Here is a 16,887-nt window from a genome sequence, read left to right as displayed (position 1 = left end):
CGTAACAATGCGAGCGGCGCGGCCTGCGGGGCAGGCGTCGATTGGAGAACTGATGAACTGGGCAGCGAGACTGATTGGCGGACGTTTCCACTACGGCTGGTTGACCGTGGCGGTGGTATTTCTGGTGCTGCTGGCGGCGGCGGGCACGCGCGCCACGCCGAGCGTGATGATGGTGCCGCTGGAGCACCAATTCGGCTGGAGCCGTGCGACGATTTCGCTCGCCATCTCCGTGAACATCGCGCTGTACGGCCTGATGGGGCCGTTCGCGGCCGCGGCGATGCAGCGCTTCGGCGTGCGTCCTACTCTGCTGATCGCTCTCGGCACGATGGCGGCGGGTGTGGCGTTGTCGTCGCTGATGACGCATCCGTGGCAGATGGTTCTGATCTGGGGCGTGATGGTCGGCGGCTCGACGGGGGTGGCGGCGCTGTCGCTGTCGGCGACGGTGGTGACGCGCTGGTTCACCACACATCGCGGCCTCGTGATGGGGATTCTCACGGCCAGTTCGGCGACCGGCCAACTGGTGTTCCTGCCGATGCTCGCGGCCATCGCCGAGCACTACGGCTGGCGCCAGGTGGTGTGGGTCGTCGCGGGCGCGGCGGCGGTTGTATTGCCGCTGGTCGCGTTCCTGTTGCCGGAGCGGCCCGCGGACATGAAGTTGCGCCCGTTCGGCGAACCGGGCGACTCGCCGATTTCCAATTCCGTGACCAAGCAGAATCCGTTGGCCATCGCCTTCGGCACGCTCGCGATGGCGAGCAAGACGCGTGACTTCTGGCTGCTGTTCTTCAGCTTCTTTATCTGCGGCGCGAGCACCAACGGTTACGTCGGCACGCACCTGATCGCAATGTGCGGCGACTACGGCATGAGCGAAGTGCAGGGCGCCTCCTTGCTCGCCGCCATGGGCATCTTCGATCTGTTCGGCACGACGCTGTCGGGCTGGCTGTCGGACCGTTTCAATAGCCGCGTGCTGTTGTTCTGGTATTACGGTCTGCGTGGTTTGTCGCTGATGTATCTGCCGCACGCCTTCGGCATCGATTTCTTCGGGCTGCCGTTGTTCGCGGTGTTTTATGGACTCGACTGGATCGCCACTGTGCCGCCCACCGTGCGTCTCGCAACCGATGTCTACGGCAAGGAAGCGGCGCCGGTCGTGTTCGGCTGGGTGGTCGCCGGCCACCAGCTCGGTGCGGCCTTCGCGGCGCTCGGCGCGGGCATGCTGCGCGCGAGCCTCGGCACGTACACGGTGGCGTCGATGATTTCCGGCGGGCTGTGCCTGGTTGCCGCAGTGATCGTGCTGCGGATCAACCGGCCAGCCAAGGTGCCGGAGCCGCAAGCGGCGTAAAGCTGCGGCCCTGTGCACTGCGAACAAAGCGCCCTAGAGCAAACGGCCTCATACGAGGCCGTTTGCCATTGCAGCAGAAGTGAAAACTAAGTGTGCACTTGTTGGAGCGCTAGCGGCTCAGCCCGGTTATGCTATGAAGCCCCGGGCAGCCGCCCGTCGATCATGAATTTCGACCGAGAGAAGCGCATGACCAACAAACCCGCCCCTACCGCAGTTGCTATTCACGAGCTGATTGCAGGTCGCTGGAGCCCGCGCGCCTATTCGAGCGAGCCGGTGAGCCGCGAGGATCTGCATTCGGTGCTCGAAGCGGCACGCTGGGCGCCGTCTTCGTATAACGCGCAACCGTGGCGTTTCCTCGTATTCGACCGTAGCGTCGATGAAGTCTCGTTCAAGCAGGCTTTCGCCACGCTGGTGCCGTTCAACCAGGGTTGGAATGCGTCGGCGCCGGTGCTGATCGCGGTGACCACGCACACGCTCACCAACAAGGGCGAAGTGAACCGTTGCGCGCCGTACGACGCGGGTGCCGCCGCGATGGCGCTGGTGCTGCAGGCGCATGCGCTCGGCCTGGCTGCGCATCAGATGAGCGGCTTCGATCCGAACGCGTTCCGCACGGCGTTCAAGCTGCCGACCGACGTCGATGTGATCGCGATCATTTCGCTCGGCCATTACGGCGACGTCGATAAACTCGATCCGGTGCTGCGTGAGCGCGAGAAGTCGGTGCGTCAGCGTTTGCCGCTTGCTGACATCGCTTATGGCGGTGGCTGGAAGAAGGCGTTCTGAGCATCTTGCAGCCTTGGTGGTGACAAAAACGCGCGGCGCTGACCGCGCGTTTTTCATTCCGGATTGTCAGCGGCGTTCTAAGACACGTCGTTCGTTTCCCTGCATCTGAGTCGTTCGAGGCGCGTGCTTCATTCCTCGCCGTCCGCGACGCTCGAAAGCGGCGTGGCGACGTTCTCAAGCGACTTGCGCTCCGCATCCACACCCCAGATCGCGGCGATCACCGCAGCGGCGAGCATCAGCCCCGAGCCGACCAGATAGCCCACAAACACTTCGCTGCGCTGATGTGTATCGATCAGCCGGCCGAAGAACGCCGGCCCGATGATCCCACCCAGCGCCGTGCCGAACGCGTAGAACACCGCGATCGCCAACGCGCGGATTTCCAGCGGAAATGATTCGCTGACAGTCAGGTACGCCGAACTCGCGGCTGCCGAGGCGAAGAAGAAAACGACCATCCACGCGATCGTCTGCGTCACGACGGTAAGCATGTGCTGCTCGAACAGATAGCCGCTCAGCGTCAGCAGGATGCCGGACAGCGCGTAAGTCGTGGCGATCATCTTGCGTCGCCCGATGACGTCGAAGAGCCGACCGAGTACCAGCGGTCCAAGAAAGTTGCCGAGCGCGAACGGCAACAGATACCAGCCGATATGTTCGCCCGGCACCTGATAGAACTCGGTCAGCACCAGCGCATAGGTGAAAAAGATCGCGTTGTAGAAGAATGCCTGCGCGGTCATCAACGACAGGCCGACCAGCGCGCGCCGTCGGTGCACGTTGAACAGCGTGTGAAACACCTCGCGCAGCGGCGTATGTCCGCGTGCCCGCAGTCTTAGCCGCGTGAGGTCGTCGTCGGCGAGTGCATGGCCTTCGCCTCGAAAGCGCGTTTCGATGCCGTCGACGATCGAATGCGCGTGACGTTCGCCGCCATGCGTCAGCAGCCAGCGCGGACTTTCGGGCACCCAGATGCGCATCGGCAGAATCCCCAGCGCCAGTACCGCGCCGATGAAGAAACAGGCGCGCCAGCCCCAGTCGCCCGGCAGCAGATTCGGGTCGAGCAGGATCAGGGAGCCCGCCGCGCCGAGCCCCGCGCCGACCCAGAAGGTGCCGTTGATGCCAAGATCGGTCCAGCCGCGCACCCGGGCGGGCGTGAATTCCTGGATCGTCGAATTGATCGCCGTATATTCACCGCCGATGCCTGCACCGGTGAGAAAGCGAAACAGCAGAAAACTGGCGAGATTCCACGAAAAAGCAGTCGCCGCGGTAGCGGCCAGATACAACGCGAGCGTGATGAAAAACAGCCTGCGACGGCCGAGCCGGTCGGTCAGCCAGCCGAAGCCGAGCGCGCCGAGCACGGCGCCGGCAATGTAGGCGCTGCCGGCGAGGCCCACGTCGGCGTTGGTAAAGCGCAACGATGGACTAGACTTCAACGCACTCGCGACAGCGCCTGCGAGCGTCACTTCGAGACCGTCGAGCAGCCACGTCACGCCCAGCGCGACGACGATCTGCGAGTGAAAGCGTCCCCACGGCAAACGGTCGAGCCGCGAGGGCAGGTCGGTTTCAATGACGGCGGCGTTTTTCTCGTGGACAGCGGCGGTAGGCGGCGCGCTCATTGCTGCAAGTCTCCTGATTATCGAAAATTGGCGCGTATCCTGTCGAATTCAGCAATTTTTGTTCCGTCGAGCGGACCTTGGTCAGTATTGCGGGCATCCCGGAAAGCGTCAGTTGATGCTGATTGGGCTTTCGTGATACAAAGCCGCTCCCCTTTCTGTCCGCGCCAGCCGTGAGCGGCGATTCCTGCCATGAACTATTGCGCGATTGACTTCGGTACTTCCAATTCGGCCGTGGCCGTCCCTGATGGCGCTGCGCTTAGGCTTGCGCCGGTCGAGGGCGCCTATACGACGCTGCCGACCGCCGTCTTTTTCAACACCGACGAAGACACCCGCGAATTCGGGCGCGCGGCGTTGGCGGCCTACATCGACGGTTTCGACGGCCGTCTGATGCGCTCGATGAAAAGTATTCTCGGCTCGCCGCTCGCCGAGAATTCGACCGATCTCGGCGATGGTTCGGCGATCAAGTACACGGACATCATCGCGATTTTCGTCGACCATCTGAAGCGCTCGGCCGAGAAAAGCACTGGCGGCCCGATCAGCCGCGCCGTGCTGGGCCGTCCCGTGTTCTTCGTCGACGACGATCCGCGCGCGGACCAGATGGCGCAGAAGCAGCTCGAAGCGGCGGCGCGGTCAGTCGGTTTGCGGGAGATTCACTTTCAGTATGAGCCGATCGCGGCTGCGTTCGACTACGAATCGCATCTGACGGAAGAGGGGCTCGTGCTGGTGGCCGACATCGGCGGCGGTACGTCGGACTTTTCGCTGGTGCGGGTGGGGCCGGAGCGGGTGAAGCGCGTCGAACGCAAAGACGACGTGCTGGCCCACCACGGTGTGCATGTTGCGGGCACGGATTTCGACCGCCGTGTCGAACTGGTGACGATCCTGCGCGAACTCGGCTATCAGACGCTCGACCCCGAAGGCCGTGAGATTCCGAGCCGTATTTATTTCGATCTGGCCACCTGGCACCTGATCAACACGGTCTACGCCCCGAAGCGCGTCAGCGAACTCGCGCTCATGCGGCATCTGTTCCTCCAGACCAAACATCACGACCGCCTGATGCGCGTTGTGGAACGCCGCTTGGGCCATGCATTGGCTGCTCACGCGGAAGAAGCGAAGATCGGCGTCGCGGCGGGTGGCGAGACCGTGATCGACCTCGACGAGGTGGAAGACGACCTGCGCCTGGCATTCGACGAAGCGCAACTCATCAAGGCCGGTCAGGACGAGACGCAGCGCATCGTGCAGGCGGCGCGCGATACGGTGCAGGCGGCCGGAGTGGCCCCGCGCGACGTCAACGCGATTTACTTCACGGGTGGCTCGACCGGATTAGCGTTTCTATCGGGCGCATTGGCCGCGGCATTTCCGGATGCCAAAGCGGTATTCGGTGACCGTCTCGCCAGCGTCGCGACAGGTCTCGGTATTCACGCGCGGCGTCTGTTCGGATAACCAAATTGATCAAACGCATACTGCGGAGATAATCGCCGCATACTGTTACGACGAATATAAAAAAAACCCCGCCGAGGCGGGGTTTTTTGCGTCCAGAAGGAAGCGTGCTTGCTTACACCGGCTTGATGTTAGCAGCTTGCTTGCCCTTCGGGCCCGTCTTCACTTCAAACGTAACCTTTTGGTTTTCTTGCAGCGTCTTGAAGCCTTCCGTGCGGATTTCCGAGAAATGCGCGAACAGATCTTCGCCGCCGCCGTCCGGCGTGATGAAGCCAAAGCCCTTTGCGTCATTGAACCACTTGACGGTACCGGTTTCCATATTACTTGTTCCTAAAGATGGTAAATAAGGCCGAAGCCCAATGGGTGCGCATGAAAATCAAGGAAGGGGGTAATGGGACCAACCGGAGTACCGTTGATGGGCGAACTACGAAAGACCAATTCACTCGCCGCTTGAAATCCTGCCCGAACGTTATACGGCGATTTCGGGCGAAGGTCAACACTCTTGTCCCAACTTTACAAGATTTTGATGGATTGGCGTAGAAGTTGCTTACAAAGCTTGCTATTCGTCCGAGAATTTTGCTAGGGAGAACCCTTAGTTTCGCTGCAACGTGCGGGTGCAACCGTTAAACTACGCGCCGCGCGTCGGTTGCACCTTATTTTGGGCCGTCGCGCACGCATGCGCGTCACCCCGTCCCCAACGCCACAAGCGATGTCACGCGGTGTCGGCATGGTTTAGATGCAATCTGCATGGGACCGGAGTAAGTGCTTAACCACCGGTTCCGGCCGACATAGGAGAAGATGTGAAAAGTTCTATACAACGGAACATCGGACCGGTCGCGCTGTTGCTGACCGGCTTGGGTTCCATCATCGGATCGGGCTGGTTGTTCGGCGCGTGGAAGGCTGCAAAAATTGCCGGGCCGGCTGCCATCTGTGCATGGGTCATCGGCGCGGTGGTGATTCTCGCGATTGCCTTGACCTACGCAGAACTCGGCGCGATGTTCCCGGAGTCCGGCGGCATGGTGCGTTACGCGCGCTATTCGCACGGCGCGCTGGTTGGGTTCATCAGTGCATGGGCCAACTGGATCGCCATTGTCTCGGTGATTCCAATCGAGGCAGAAGCATCCATTCAATATATGAGCACCTGGCCGTATCCATGGGCGCATGCGCTATTCGTGGATGGGTCATTAACGACCAATGGGCTATTGCTGTCCGCGGCCCTCGTGATCATTTACTTCTTGCTGAATTACTGGGGCGTGAAGCTGTTCGCGCGCGCCAATTCGGCGATCACGGTCTTCAAGTTCCTGATTCCGGGTGCGACGATCGCTGGTCTGATGCTGTCGGGTTTCCACAAAGAAAACTTCGGCGAAGTGAGTACCTTTGCGCCGTACGGCTGGTCGGCTGTGCTGACAGCCGTGTCGACGAGCGGCATCGTGTTCGCCTTCAACGGCTTCCAGAGCCCGATCAACCTCGCCGGTGAAGCGCGCAATCCGGCCAGAAGCGTGCCGTTCGCGGTGATCGGCTCGATCCTGCTGGCGCTGGTGATCTACGTGCTGCTGCAGATCGCGTACATCGGCGCGGTGAACCCGGGCGATGTGATGAAGGGCTGGAGCCACTTCAACTTCGCTTCGCCGTTTGCCGAACTGGCCATCGCGCTGAACCTGAACTGGCTGGCTATCCTGCTGTACGTCGACGCGTTCGTCAGCCCGAGCGGTACCGGCACGACTTACATGGCGACCACCACCCGCATGATCTACGCGATGGAGCGCAACAACACGATGCCGAAGATGTTCGGCAACGTGCACCCGTTCTACGGCGTGCCGCGTCAGGCGATGTGGTTCAACCTGCTGGTGTCGTTCATTTTCCTGTTCTTCTTCCGTGGCTGGAGCTCGTTGGCGGCGGTGATCTCGGTCGCGACCGTGATCTCGTACCTGACTGGCCCGATCAGCCTGATGGCGCTGCGCCGCGCGGCGACGGATCTGGAGCGCCCGCTGCACATTCCGGGCATGAAATTCATTGCGCCGTTCGCTTTCGTGTGCGCGTCGCTGATCCTGTATTGGGCGAAGTGGCCGCTGACCGGCGAAATCATTCTGTTGATGGTCGTCGCGCTGCCGGTCTACTTCTATTTCCAGGCGAAGTCGGGTTTTGGCGGTTGGGGGCGTGACCTGAAGGCTGCATGGTGGCTCGTGGCCTACCTGCCGATCATGGCGATTCTGTCGCTGATCGGCAGCAAGGAGTTTGGCGGCCACGGCCTCCTGCCGTACGGCTGGGACATGCTGGTGGTGGCCGTGTTCTCGCTGGTGTTCTACTACTGGGGCGTGAATAGCGGCTACCGTTCGGAATACCTCGAAGAACGTCAGACGCACGACGAAGTGCTTGAAGGCATAGGCGCACACTAAGGTGCTGCGCTGAGCCCTTCGCCGGATCGCCGGACCGCCGGATCGTCATGATTCGGCCCGGTATGAAAAAAGCCCGCCTGAGTTGCTCAGGCGGGCTTTTTTGTTGGCGGCGCTTTGGCCTTGGTTAGACCTTGCTTCGGCGTTACTTAGGCGTTGAATCAGGCGGTGCCGAACACGTAATTCGTCATGGCGAGCGAGCGCTGATAGGTTCCGAGCGACTGAATCGCCAGCGAATAATCGTCGTCCGCCGCACCCAGTGCCGCGAACACGGGCAGCAGATGCTCGTCGGTCGGATGCATCAGCACCGCGTGCGGCGCCTGGCGGCGGTAGTCAAGCAACGCGTCGATGTCGTGCGCGGCGAGCCTGGCCTCGAACCAGTCGGTGAATTCGGCCACGCGCGGATCGGCATCTCCCGGGCGCGCGGAAAAATCCGCAGCGCGCAGGTTGTGCGTGATCTGGCCCGAGCCGATCACCATCACGCCGTCATCTTTCAGCGAGCGCAGCGCGCGACCCACCCGGAAGTGATGGGCGGCGTCCATGTGCGGCTGGATCGACAGTTGCGCGACCGGTATGTCGGCTTCCGGGAACATCAACAGCATCGGCACCCAGGCGCCATGGTCGAGCCCGTGCGGCTGGGCGTCGGCAAGGATGCCGTGTTCGCCGAGCAGCACCGCGGCCCGGCGCGCCATATCGGGCGCGCCGGGAGCCGGGTACTGAATCTCATACAACTGACGCGGGAAGCCGTAGAAATCGTGGATGGTCTCAGGCGCCGTGGACGTGCTCACCACCGGTTGCGCCGTGCCCCAATGGGCCGACAGCATCAGCACGCTCTCAGGGCGCGGCAATTGCGCCGACAGTGCGCCGAATTCGGCGGACGGCAGGGAAGGGTCGATCGGCAGCGTAGGTGCGCCGTGGGAGAGGTAGAGCGACGGTAAGCGATTCATGGCAGCAACGCCGCCGCGGGAATGCGGCGCGGAAGTAGGGTTGCTATCAATATAGGTCTGTACCGGCGTTTGATAAACGGGTAAAAACGGAATTGATTGTGTCGTCGGTGTTGTTAATGGCCATGGAGCGATTGTGGCGCGCCGCTCGTTAGGCCGTGGCAATGCATGGCGCCTGCCTTCGCGCCACGCGCGGCGGCAGTATGTCGTCCTGCGAATTATTCCTGCGTGCCGCGCAAACCTTGCCACGCCGGCGACATGGCCGGCCCCAACGCGAATAGATCCAGCACGCGCGCCACCGTGTGATCGACCATTTCGTCGATCGTCGTGGGTTGGTTATAGAAAGCAGGCAAGGGCGGAAAGATCACGCCACCCATTTCGGTGACAGCCGTCATATTGCGCAGATGCGCGAGGTTTAACGGCGTTTCGCGCACGAGAAGCACGAGCCTGCGGCGCTCTTTGAGCGTGACATCGGCGGCTCGGGTGATCAGGTTGTCGGAAAAACCGTGTGCGACGCTTGCCAGCGTCTTCATCGAGCACGGCGCGATCACCATGCCATCGGTCGCAAACGAGCCGGACGCGATACTTGCGCCGACGTCGCGCACCGAATGGACGACATCCGCGAGCGGATGCACGTCTTCTTTGCTCAACTGGAGTTCGTGCTGGATATTGAGCCACCCAGCGCTCGAAATCAGCAGATGGCTCTCGACGCCGCCCAGCCTGCGCAACGTCTCAAGCAACCGGATGCCGTAGATGGCGCCGGTCGCGCCGGTAATCGCAACGATCAGCCGGCGTGGCGCCGCAGCACGTGTTTCCATGGCTCGCGGCGCCTTATCGGAGGACAACAAAGGTTCGGACAGCGGCTGCTTAGGCCGCGGCGAACAGTTGCTGCAGTTCGCCCGATTCGTACATTTCCATCATGATGTCCGAGCCGCCGACGAATTCGCCCTTCACGTAGAGCTGCGGAATGGTCGGCCAGTTCGAGAACTGCTTGATACCCTGGCGGACTTCGTCGTCTTCGAGCACGTTGACGGTCTTGATTTCGCCGACGCCGCACGCCTTCAGGATCTGGATGGCGCGGCCGGAAAAGCCGCACATCGGGAACTGGGCGGTGCCCTTCATGAAGAGCACGACGTTGTTTTCGTCGACGATTTGCTTGATGCGTTGTTGCGTATCCATGACTGACCTTGCGGTTCCGTTATGTGTAGGGAATAGGCTGAAATGATAGCGGATTTCGGTAAGACCGGCCGAGGGCAGCTTTGCCACCTCGGCGATTAGGGCCATTTATCGAGGTCAGCCGGGCCATCGTCCGCCGCTGATTCGCTCGATGCCGGCGAGATCCTGCTCCGAGCGGACTTGCGTAAAACCCTGCACCGTCAGTAGACCGCGCACGGCTTCCGCCTGATCGTACCCGTGTTCGATCCACAATACGCCGTTGGCGGCCAAACGTGTGGGCGCGCCCGCGACGATCTTGCGGATCGCGCTGAGGCCGTCGGCTTCGTCGGTGAGCGCGCCGCGCGGTTCGAAGCGCAGATCGCCTTCCGACAAATGCGGATCGCCGCTCGCGATATACGGCGGATTGCTGACGATCACGTTAAAGCGCAATGCTGCGTCGAGCGAGCTGTACCAGTCGCTTTGCTGCAAGTCCACGGCGCTACCGGGGCGTTTGGCATCAAGCAGGCGCGCGGCATTACGTCTGGCCACCACCAGTGCTTCGGCGGAACGGTCCAGCGCCCAGACCTGCGCGTCGGGCCGCATCGACGCAATGGCCACGGCAATGGCGCCGGTGCCGGTACCCAGATCGAGCACGCGCGGCCGCGAGACGTTTTCCATCGCCGCCAACGCTGTTTCGACCAGCAATTCGGTTTCGGGACGTGGAATCAGCACGTCCGGCGTCACTTCGAAATCAAGCCCGAAAAATTCGCGCGCGCCGACCAGTTGCGCCACCGGCTCACCGGCGACACGCCGTGCCTCCAGAGCCCGGTATCGTTCGATTACCGGGCCGTCGAGAGCCTCATCGCTGCGCGTAATCAATTGCGTATGCCGCCAGCCGAGCACGTGCGTGAGCAGAATCCGCGCTTCGAGTGACGGCAGTGGCGAGGCGCGCAACAGCGCGGCAGGTGTGACCAGGTCCATTCGCGCTTAGTCCGCGTCGCCCAGCGATGCCAGCAACTCGGCCTGATGCTCGCTGACCAAGGCCGCGATCAATTCGTCGAGATCGCCGTCCATGATTGCGTCGAGGCGATACAGCGTCAGATTGATCCGGTGATCCGTCAGCCGTCCTTGCGGGAAGTTGTAGGTGCGAATCCGCTCCGAGCGATCGCCCGAGCCGATCAGGCTCTTGCGGGTCGCGGCTTCCTTCGCCTGCTGCTCGTGCGACTGCTTGTCCTTGATGCGAGCGGCTAACACCTTCAGCGCACGATCCTTGTTCTTGTGCTGCGACCGGTCGTCCTGACATTCGACGACGATGCCGGTCGGCAAGTGCGTCACCCGCACGGCCGAGTCTGTCTTGTTGATGTGCTGCCCGCCCGCGCCGGACGCGCGGAACGTGTCGATGCGCAGATCAGCCGGATTGATCTCGACTTCGCCGATTTCGTCCGCTTCCGGCATCACCGCGACCGTGCACGCCGAAGTGTGAATGCGGCCCTGCGTTTCGGTGGCCGGCACGCGTTGCACGCGATGGCCGCCCGACTCGAACTTGAGCTTGGAATAGGCTGCTTCGCCGGCGATCCGCACGATCACTTCCTTGTAGCCGCCGAGGTCCGATTCGCTCGCCGACATCATCTCCACTTGCCAGCGATTACGCTCGGCAAAGCGCAGGTACATGCGCAGCAAATCGCCGGCAAACAGTGCGGATTCGTCGCCACCGGTACCGGCGCGGATTTCGAGGAAGATGTTGCGGTCGTCGTTCGGGTCTTTCGGCAGCAGCATTTTCTGCAATTCGGCGCCGAGTTTTTCCATCCGCTCGCGCGCCGCGCGAATTTCTTCTTCCGCGAAGTCGCGCATCGACGCGTCCGCCAGCAGTTCCTGCGCGGTCGCCGCGTCGTTCATCGCCAGGCGCCACAGCGCGTAATGCTCAACAACCGGCCCGAGCTCGGCGTGTTCACGCGTGAGCTTGCGGTATTGGTCGAGATTCGAGGTGATGTCCTCGCGGCTCAACAGGTCGTTCAGTTCGGCCAGCCGGGTAGTGAGCTGGTCGAGCTTGCGTTGCATGCTCGTTTTCATCGGACGGGTATCGGAGCGGACTCCGGCAAAGACGACGACTAGGGGAGTGGGCAGATGCCCTGGTCAGAAGCATGTCGCGGGCCACTCAGTGTGGCGCGGACGGTGCGGCGGTGGCTGCGCCGCTAACGCTCCGTAGAACCGGAGTGTTTGTAGAAACCGCTCATCAATTCGATAAGCGTGTCACGGTTCTCGCTGCTCGCACGATTAAGCGCGTGCGTGGGGCCGTGGATCAGTTTGTTGGTGAGCGATTGCGACAACGCTTCGAGCACCGCTGCCGGGTCCTCGCCGCGTGCGAGCATTTTCTGCGCGCGTTCGACTTCGGCGCGACGCAGCACGTCGGCCTGTGTATGCATGTGGCGGATCACCGGCACGATGCTGCGTGCGTCGAGCCATTGCATGAAGTTCTGCACACGCGTTTCGATGATCGCCTCGGCCTGCGCGACCGCGGCTTGCCGCGACGCATTGCCTTCGCGCACGATCGCGCCGAGATCGTCGACGGTGTACAGGAAAACGTCTTCGAGCTTACCGACTTCGGGTTCGATATCGCGCGGCACGGCCAGATCGACCATGAAAATCGGCCGGTGACGGCGCGCTTTCACGGCCCGCTCGACCGCGCCCAGACCGATGATCGGCAGGGTCGACGCGGTGCACGACACGATGATGTCGAACTCGTGCATGCGGGCAGGCAGTTCCGAGAGCGGAATGGCCCGGCCGTTGAAGCGTTCAGCGAGGCGGGTGCCGCGCTCGGCCGTGCGATTGGCGACGACGAGTTCGCGTGGCTGCTGTGCCGCGAAGTGCGTAGCGCACAACTCGATCATTTCGCCCGCGCCGATGAACAGCACGCGCTGGTTTGAAATCTTGTCGAAAATCCGTTGTGCGAGCCGCACGGCGGCTGCCGCCATGGAAACCGACTGCGCGCCGATTTCGGTAGTGCTGCGCACTTCTTTCGCAACGGCGAAGGTGCGCTGGAACAACTGGTTCAGATAGGTGCCGAGCGCACCGGCTTCAGACGCCGTGCGCACCGCGTCCTTCATTTGTCCGACGATTTGCGTCTCGCCCAGCACCATCGAATCGAGTCCCGAGGCAACGCGGAACGCGTGGCGCACGGCTTCCGACTGCGGCAGCGCGTATACGTGCGGCGCGAGTTCGTCGACGGGGAGGTTGTGGTACTTCGAGAACCACTGGATCGCGGCTTCACGCACGGCCTGGTCGTCGGTCGCGCAGTAGAGTTCGGTGCGGTTACAGGTGGACAGAATCGCAGCTTCCGGGGCCGTGCGGGCGGTGCGGCCAAGCCAGACGCTCTTGAAGGTGTCCAGTGCAGGCTTGATCTGTTCGAGCGGAAACGCCACGCGTTCGCGCAAGGCGACAGGCGCAGTGTGGTGATTGATTCCGATCGTTAGAAGCTGCATATGGGGAGCTATGGTTTAGCTCAATATTATAGCGTTTCCACAATTCTTACATTGTGGATGCGTCACCCGGCCCCCACAATGGCGTCCGGCGGGATGGCGTCGAGTTGGTAGCCATAGCCGTAGAGCGGTGTCAGGCAGTACCCGTGCTCGGGTCGCAACTGCAACTTGGTCCGCACGCGCGATGCGTGGGTGTCGACGGTGCGCGACTGTACGTCGCGGCGGCGAGTCCAGACCGTTTCGAGAATATGCGCGCGCGACACCGGCCGTGACAGATTGGAAAACAGCAGCAGCGCAAAGCGGAACTCCTTCGGCGTCAGGGCGACCGTCTGATTACGGAAGCTGACGGCGAACTGCGCCGCGTCGAACGCATAGCCGCCGATCGTGTCGCGCCGCCGGTTGGACGGTCGCCGCAGGCCCGCGCGCCGTAGCAGCGCGTCCACTCGGGCCAGCATTTCCGGGCCGCGGACCGGTTTGGTCAGACAGTCGTCGGCACCGGCGTGCAGCACGGCGACAATCTGGCTCTCGCGTGGCTCCGACAGCAGCACGATCACCGGCAAGTTCGGCAGGATCGAGCGGGCGCGCGGAATCAGGTCTTCGGCGCAATGGTCGCCGGCCCAGTTTTCAGTGATGAGAAGATCGAAGAATTCGTCGGCGGCGCGATGAAGAAACGGCGTGCTCGCTGTGAAGTACTGGCACGCATGGCCGCCGGCAAAGATCAGCCGGCCGACCAGGGTGGCGTGCCGTAAATCCGGCTCGATAAGGGCGATTCGCATGGCACGCTTTCAGCTTGGCAATTACCCGGACTAGGTTTCTCCGTAAGGCTTACAGCTTGCCTAACATCACCCCGACCCCTAAACTCAACCGCTATGCGGAAAGCGCCGTGCTGAACCTCTATAGTTAATGAGACAAAAATGCTATCTGTGTTGGCCTCTTGCGCCCATGAGACGAATCTGAAATTGCGCGAGACCTGGCGCTAATGGGGTGGCCCGGAATCCTGGTGTTGGGCGCGGTGATTGGCCTGGCGGGTTGGTGGCTGCATCCGCTGCGCCGCTCGAGCCGCGCCTTATGGTGGGTGGCGCTCCTGACCGGCGTGCTGGGCGCGGGTGTTGCGCGCATGGCCGGCAACGTGGTTGGTCTCTTTCATGATGGCGATACGCTCGAATGGCCGGTATGTACCGCCATCGCGCTGGTCGCCGTTGCCGTGACGGTCGGCTTGCTTTCCCGTCGATGAATACTTGCAGGTGACTCCGATGAATGCCCGACTTCCCGAAACTTCCTCCATCCCCGAACGGCTCGCGACATTGCGCAATGCGATGGCGCACGAAGGTGTAGCCGCCTATCTGGTGCCGTCCGCAGATCCGCATCTTTCCGAATATCTACCAGGGCGCTGGCAAGGCCGGCAGTGGTTGTCGGGCTTCACCGGCTCGGCCGGCACGCTCGTCGTGACCGCCGATTTCGCCGGCGTGTGGACCGACAGCCGCTATTGGGAACAAGCCAACGCACAACTGGCCGGCACCGGAGTTCAGTTGATGAAGATGACCGGCGGCCAGCAGACCGCGCCGCATTTCGAATGGCTGGCGCAGAACGTCGCGACCGGCGACACAGTCGGTGTGGACGGTGCCGTGCTCGGTGTATCGGCGGCGCGCGCTTTGAGCCAGACGCTTGCCGCGCGCGGCGTGAAGCTGCGCACGGACGTCGATCTGTTCGACGCGATCTGGCCGCAGCGCCCGTCGCTGCCCGCCGCCGAAGTGTTCGAGCATGCCGCGCCGCACGCGAGCGTCGCCCGTTCGGAAAAGCTCGCGCAGATTCGCCGTGCGATGGCGGAAAAGGGCGCGCAGTGGCACTTCATTTCCACACTCGACGACCTCGCATGGCTTTTGAATCTGCGCGGCGCCGACGTCAGCTATAACCCGGTGTTCGTGGCGCATGCGATGATTGGTCCGGAAAGTGCGTCGCTCTTCGTCGCCGATGGCAAGGTGCCCCAAGCGCTGGCCGATGCGCTCGCACGCGACGGCATCAGCGTCGAGCCCTACGCGAAGGCCGCAGAAGCGCTGGCCGCGCTGCCGGCCGGAAGCACGCTGCTGATCGACCCGCGCCGCATTACCTATGGCTCGCTACAGTCGGTGCCGGCCACGGTGAACGTCGTCGAGGCGGTCAATCCGTCCACGTTCTTCAAGTCGCGCAAGACCGAGGCGGAAGCGGAGCATGTGCGCGAGACGATGGAACAGGATGGCGCGGCGCTCGCCGAATTCTTCGCGTGGTTCGAAGGCGCGCTGGGGCGCGAAACGATCACCGAACTGACGATCGACGAGCGCCTGACGGCAGCCCGTGCGCGCCGTCCGGGCTTCGTGTCGCTGAGCTTTGCGACGATCGCTGGCTTCAACGCGAACGGTGCGATGCCGCACTACCGCGCGACCAATGAGTCGCATTCGGTGATCGAGGGCAATGGCCTGTTGCTGATCGATTCGGGCGCGCAGTATCTGAGCGGTACGACCGACATCACCCGCGTTGTGCCGGTCGGCACCATCAGCGAGGCGCAGCGGCGCGATTTCACGATCGTGCTGAAAGGCACCATGGCGCTGTCGCGCGCGAAATTCCCGCGCGGCGTCCGTTCGCCGATGCTCGACGCGATCGCCCGCGCGCCGATCTGGGAAGCCGGCGCCGATTACGGTCATGGCACCGGTCACGGCGTGGGCTATTTCCTGAACGTGCACGAAGGCCCGCAGGTGATTTCGCACTACGCGCCGGCCGAACCGTGCACCGCGATGGAAGAAGGCATGATCACCTCGGTCGAGCCGGGTATCTACCGGCCGGGCCAGTGGGGCGTGCGGATCGAAAACCTGGTGCTGAACGTGCCGACGGAGAAAACCGAGTTCGGCGATTTCCTCAAGTTCGAGACGCTGACGCTGTGCCCGATCGATACACGCTGCCTCGACCTGTCGCTGTTGCGTGACGACGAGCGCGCGTGGCTCAACGCCTATCACGAGATGGTGCGCACGCGCCTGTTGCCGCATGTGTCGGGCGAGGCCAAGGCGTGGCTCGAGTTGCGTACGCAAGCTATCTGATCTCATCGCCACGACCTTACTGACGGAGCGTGCATGGCCATCAAGGCAGTCGTGTTCGATTTCGGCGGCGTGCTGATCGACTGGAGCCCCGAGTACCTGTATCGCCGGTTGATCCCTGACGAAACGCAGCGCCGCTGGTTTCTGACGCACGTTTGTTCGATGGATTGGGTGATCCGTCAGGACGGTGGTCAGCCGATCGTCGAGGGGACAAACGAGCTGATCGCGAAGTTTCCCGATCACGCGCCACTGATCCGCGCGTTTTACGAGCGCTGGCACGAGATGGTGCCCGGCGTGCTGGAAGAGGGCGTGGCGATCATGGGAAAGCTCGAAGCGGCCGATGTGCCGCTCTTCGGGCTGACGAACTGGTCGGCGGAGACGTTTCCGTATGCGTGGGAGCATTTCCCCGTGCTGCGGCGTTTCCGCGACATCGTCGTGTCGGGCCGGGTGAAGCTGGTGAAGCCCGATCCGGCGATCTTCGCGGAAATGCGTCAGCGGATCGAGGCGCAACTGCCGGGCATCCAGCCGGGCGAACTTGTCTTCATTGACGACAATCTGAAAAACGCCGAGGCCGCGACGACACTCGGCTGGCACGGTGTGCATCACACGAGCGCCGCAAAAACGGAAGCAGGACTGCGCGAATTGGGCTTGCCGGTCTAAGCGCGAGATGCCGCGTTCCGGGGATGCCGGTTAAAGC

General features: G+C 62.6%; 16 protein-coding genes. 7 read left to right on the top strand and 9 right to left on the bottom strand.

Annotated elements, in window-relative coordinates; all coding sequences use genetic code 11:
- Positions 1-52 precede the first annotated feature (52 nt).
- Both P3T25_RS21045 and P3T25_RS21040 read left to right on the top strand, forming a co-directional pair.
- Complete coding sequence (locus P3T25_RS21045; RefSeq protein ID WP_171926368.1) at positions 53-1,336, top strand: MFS transporter; 1,284 nt, start codon at positions 53-55, stop codon at positions 1,334-1,336.
- Between the two features lie 186 nt (positions 1,337-1,522).
- Entirely contained in the window at positions 1,523-2,116 is a 594-nt protein-coding gene (locus tag P3T25_RS21040) for a nitroreductase family protein (RefSeq protein WP_429358897.1), read from the top strand.
- A gap of 128 nt (positions 2,117-2,244) precedes the next feature.
- Here the strand turns inward: P3T25_RS21040 and P3T25_RS21035 are convergent, their stop codons facing one another.
- Positions 2,245-3,720: an MFS transporter gene (locus P3T25_RS21035; RefSeq protein ID WP_429358896.1), complete on the bottom strand. Its 1,476-nt coding sequence runs from the start codon at positions 3,718-3,720 to the stop codon at positions 2,245-2,247.
- Between the two features lie 189 nt (positions 3,721-3,909).
- Here P3T25_RS21035 and P3T25_RS21030 point away from each other — a divergent pair, with 189 nt between their 5' ends.
- Positions 3,910-5,160 (top strand): Hsp70 family protein, encoded by a 1,251-nt coding sequence (locus P3T25_RS21030; protein WP_429358895.1) that lies wholly within the window; start codon positions 3,910-3,912, stop codon positions 5,158-5,160.
- A 112-nt stretch (positions 5,161-5,272) separates the two neighbouring features.
- Here the strand turns inward: P3T25_RS21030 and P3T25_RS21025 are convergent, their stop codons facing one another.
- Positions 5,273-5,476 carry a cold-shock protein gene (locus tag P3T25_RS21025; protein ID WP_007180251.1) on the bottom strand — a complete coding sequence of 68 codons (204 nt, stop codon included), beginning with the start codon at positions 5,474-5,476 and terminating at the stop codon, positions 5,273-5,275.
- A gap of 481 nt (positions 5,477-5,957) precedes the next feature.
- Between P3T25_RS21025 and P3T25_RS21020 the strand changes: the two genes are divergently transcribed.
- A complete protein-coding gene (locus tag P3T25_RS21020; protein ID WP_168435728.1) occupies positions 5,958-7,553 on the top strand; it encodes an APC family permease in 1,596 nt (531 codons plus the stop codon).
- 158 nt (positions 7,554-7,711) lie between these two features.
- On the opposite strand, the gene P3T25_RS21015 is transcribed toward P3T25_RS21020, so the two are convergent.
- The 7 genes from P3T25_RS21015 to P3T25_RS20985 form a co-directional block, all read right to left on the bottom strand.
- Entirely contained in the window at positions 7,712-8,497 is a 786-nt protein-coding gene (locus P3T25_RS21015) for a DODA-type extradiol aromatic ring-opening family dioxygenase (protein WP_154561032.1), read from the bottom strand.
- A 215-nt stretch (positions 8,498-8,712) separates the two neighbouring features.
- Positions 8,713-9,312 carry a UbiX family flavin prenyltransferase gene (locus tag P3T25_RS21010; RefSeq protein ID WP_154561034.1) on the bottom strand — a complete coding sequence of 200 codons (600 nt, stop codon included), beginning with the start codon at positions 9,310-9,312 and terminating at the stop codon, positions 8,713-8,715.
- A 49-nt stretch (positions 9,313-9,361) separates the two neighbouring features.
- The gene (grxD, locus tag P3T25_RS21005; protein WP_012434475.1) at positions 9,362-9,673 is read right to left on the bottom strand and encodes a Grx4 family monothiol glutaredoxin; all 312 of its coding nucleotides are present in this window, start codon (positions 9,671-9,673) and stop codon (positions 9,362-9,364) included.
- 114 nt (positions 9,674-9,787) lie between these two features.
- The gene (gene prmC / locus P3T25_RS21000; RefSeq protein WP_429358894.1) at positions 9,788-10,630 is read right to left on the bottom strand and encodes a peptide chain release factor N(5)-glutamine methyltransferase; all 843 of its coding nucleotides are present in this window, start codon (positions 10,628-10,630) and stop codon (positions 9,788-9,790) included.
- 6 nt (positions 10,631-10,636) lie between these two features.
- Positions 10,637-11,719 carry a peptide chain release factor 1 gene (prfA, locus tag P3T25_RS20995; protein WP_097390515.1) on the bottom strand — a complete coding sequence of 361 codons (1,083 nt, stop codon included), beginning with the start codon at positions 11,717-11,719 and terminating at the stop codon, positions 10,637-10,639.
- A 122-nt stretch (positions 11,720-11,841) separates the two neighbouring features.
- Positions 11,842-13,128 carry a glutamyl-tRNA reductase gene (hemA, locus tag P3T25_RS20990; RefSeq protein ID WP_154561038.1) on the bottom strand — a complete coding sequence of 429 codons (1,287 nt, stop codon included), beginning with the start codon at positions 13,126-13,128 and terminating at the stop codon, positions 11,842-11,844.
- 62 nt (positions 13,129-13,190) lie between these two features.
- Entirely contained in the window at positions 13,191-13,901 is a 711-nt protein-coding gene (locus P3T25_RS20985) for a response regulator transcription factor (RefSeq protein ID WP_429358893.1), read from the bottom strand.
- A gap of 203 nt (positions 13,902-14,104) precedes the next feature.
- Here P3T25_RS20985 and P3T25_RS20980 point away from each other — a divergent pair, with 203 nt between their 5' ends.
- Genes P3T25_RS20980 through P3T25_RS20970 form a run of 3 tightly spaced genes read left to right on the top strand, consistent with a single transcriptional unit; the run spans position 14,105 to position 16,850 of the window.
- Positions 14,105-14,359 (top strand): hypothetical protein, encoded by a 255-nt coding sequence (locus P3T25_RS20980; protein ID WP_429358892.1) that lies wholly within the window; start codon positions 14,105-14,107, stop codon positions 14,357-14,359.
- Between the two features lie 19 nt (positions 14,360-14,378).
- On the top strand, positions 14,379-16,193 hold the full coding sequence (locus P3T25_RS20975) for an aminopeptidase P family protein (protein WP_429358891.1): 1,815 nt from the start codon (positions 14,379-14,381) through the stop codon (positions 16,191-16,193).
- A 33-nt stretch (positions 16,194-16,226) separates the two neighbouring features.
- Positions 16,227-16,850, top strand: a complete 624-nt coding sequence (locus P3T25_RS20970; RefSeq protein WP_429358890.1) for an HAD family hydrolase — start codon at positions 16,227-16,229, stop codon at positions 16,848-16,850.
- The last annotated feature ends 37 nt before the right edge of the window (positions 16,851-16,887 follow it).

The sequence above is a fragment of the Paraburkholderia sp. GAS32 genome (genome assembly GCF_050434225.1).
Lineage (GTDB): Bacteria > Pseudomonadota > Gammaproteobacteria > Burkholderiales > Burkholderiaceae > Paraburkholderia > Paraburkholderia madseniana.
Note: the sequence above shows the minus strand (reverse complement) of the source record. Positions and strands in the feature narration are given on the sequence as shown.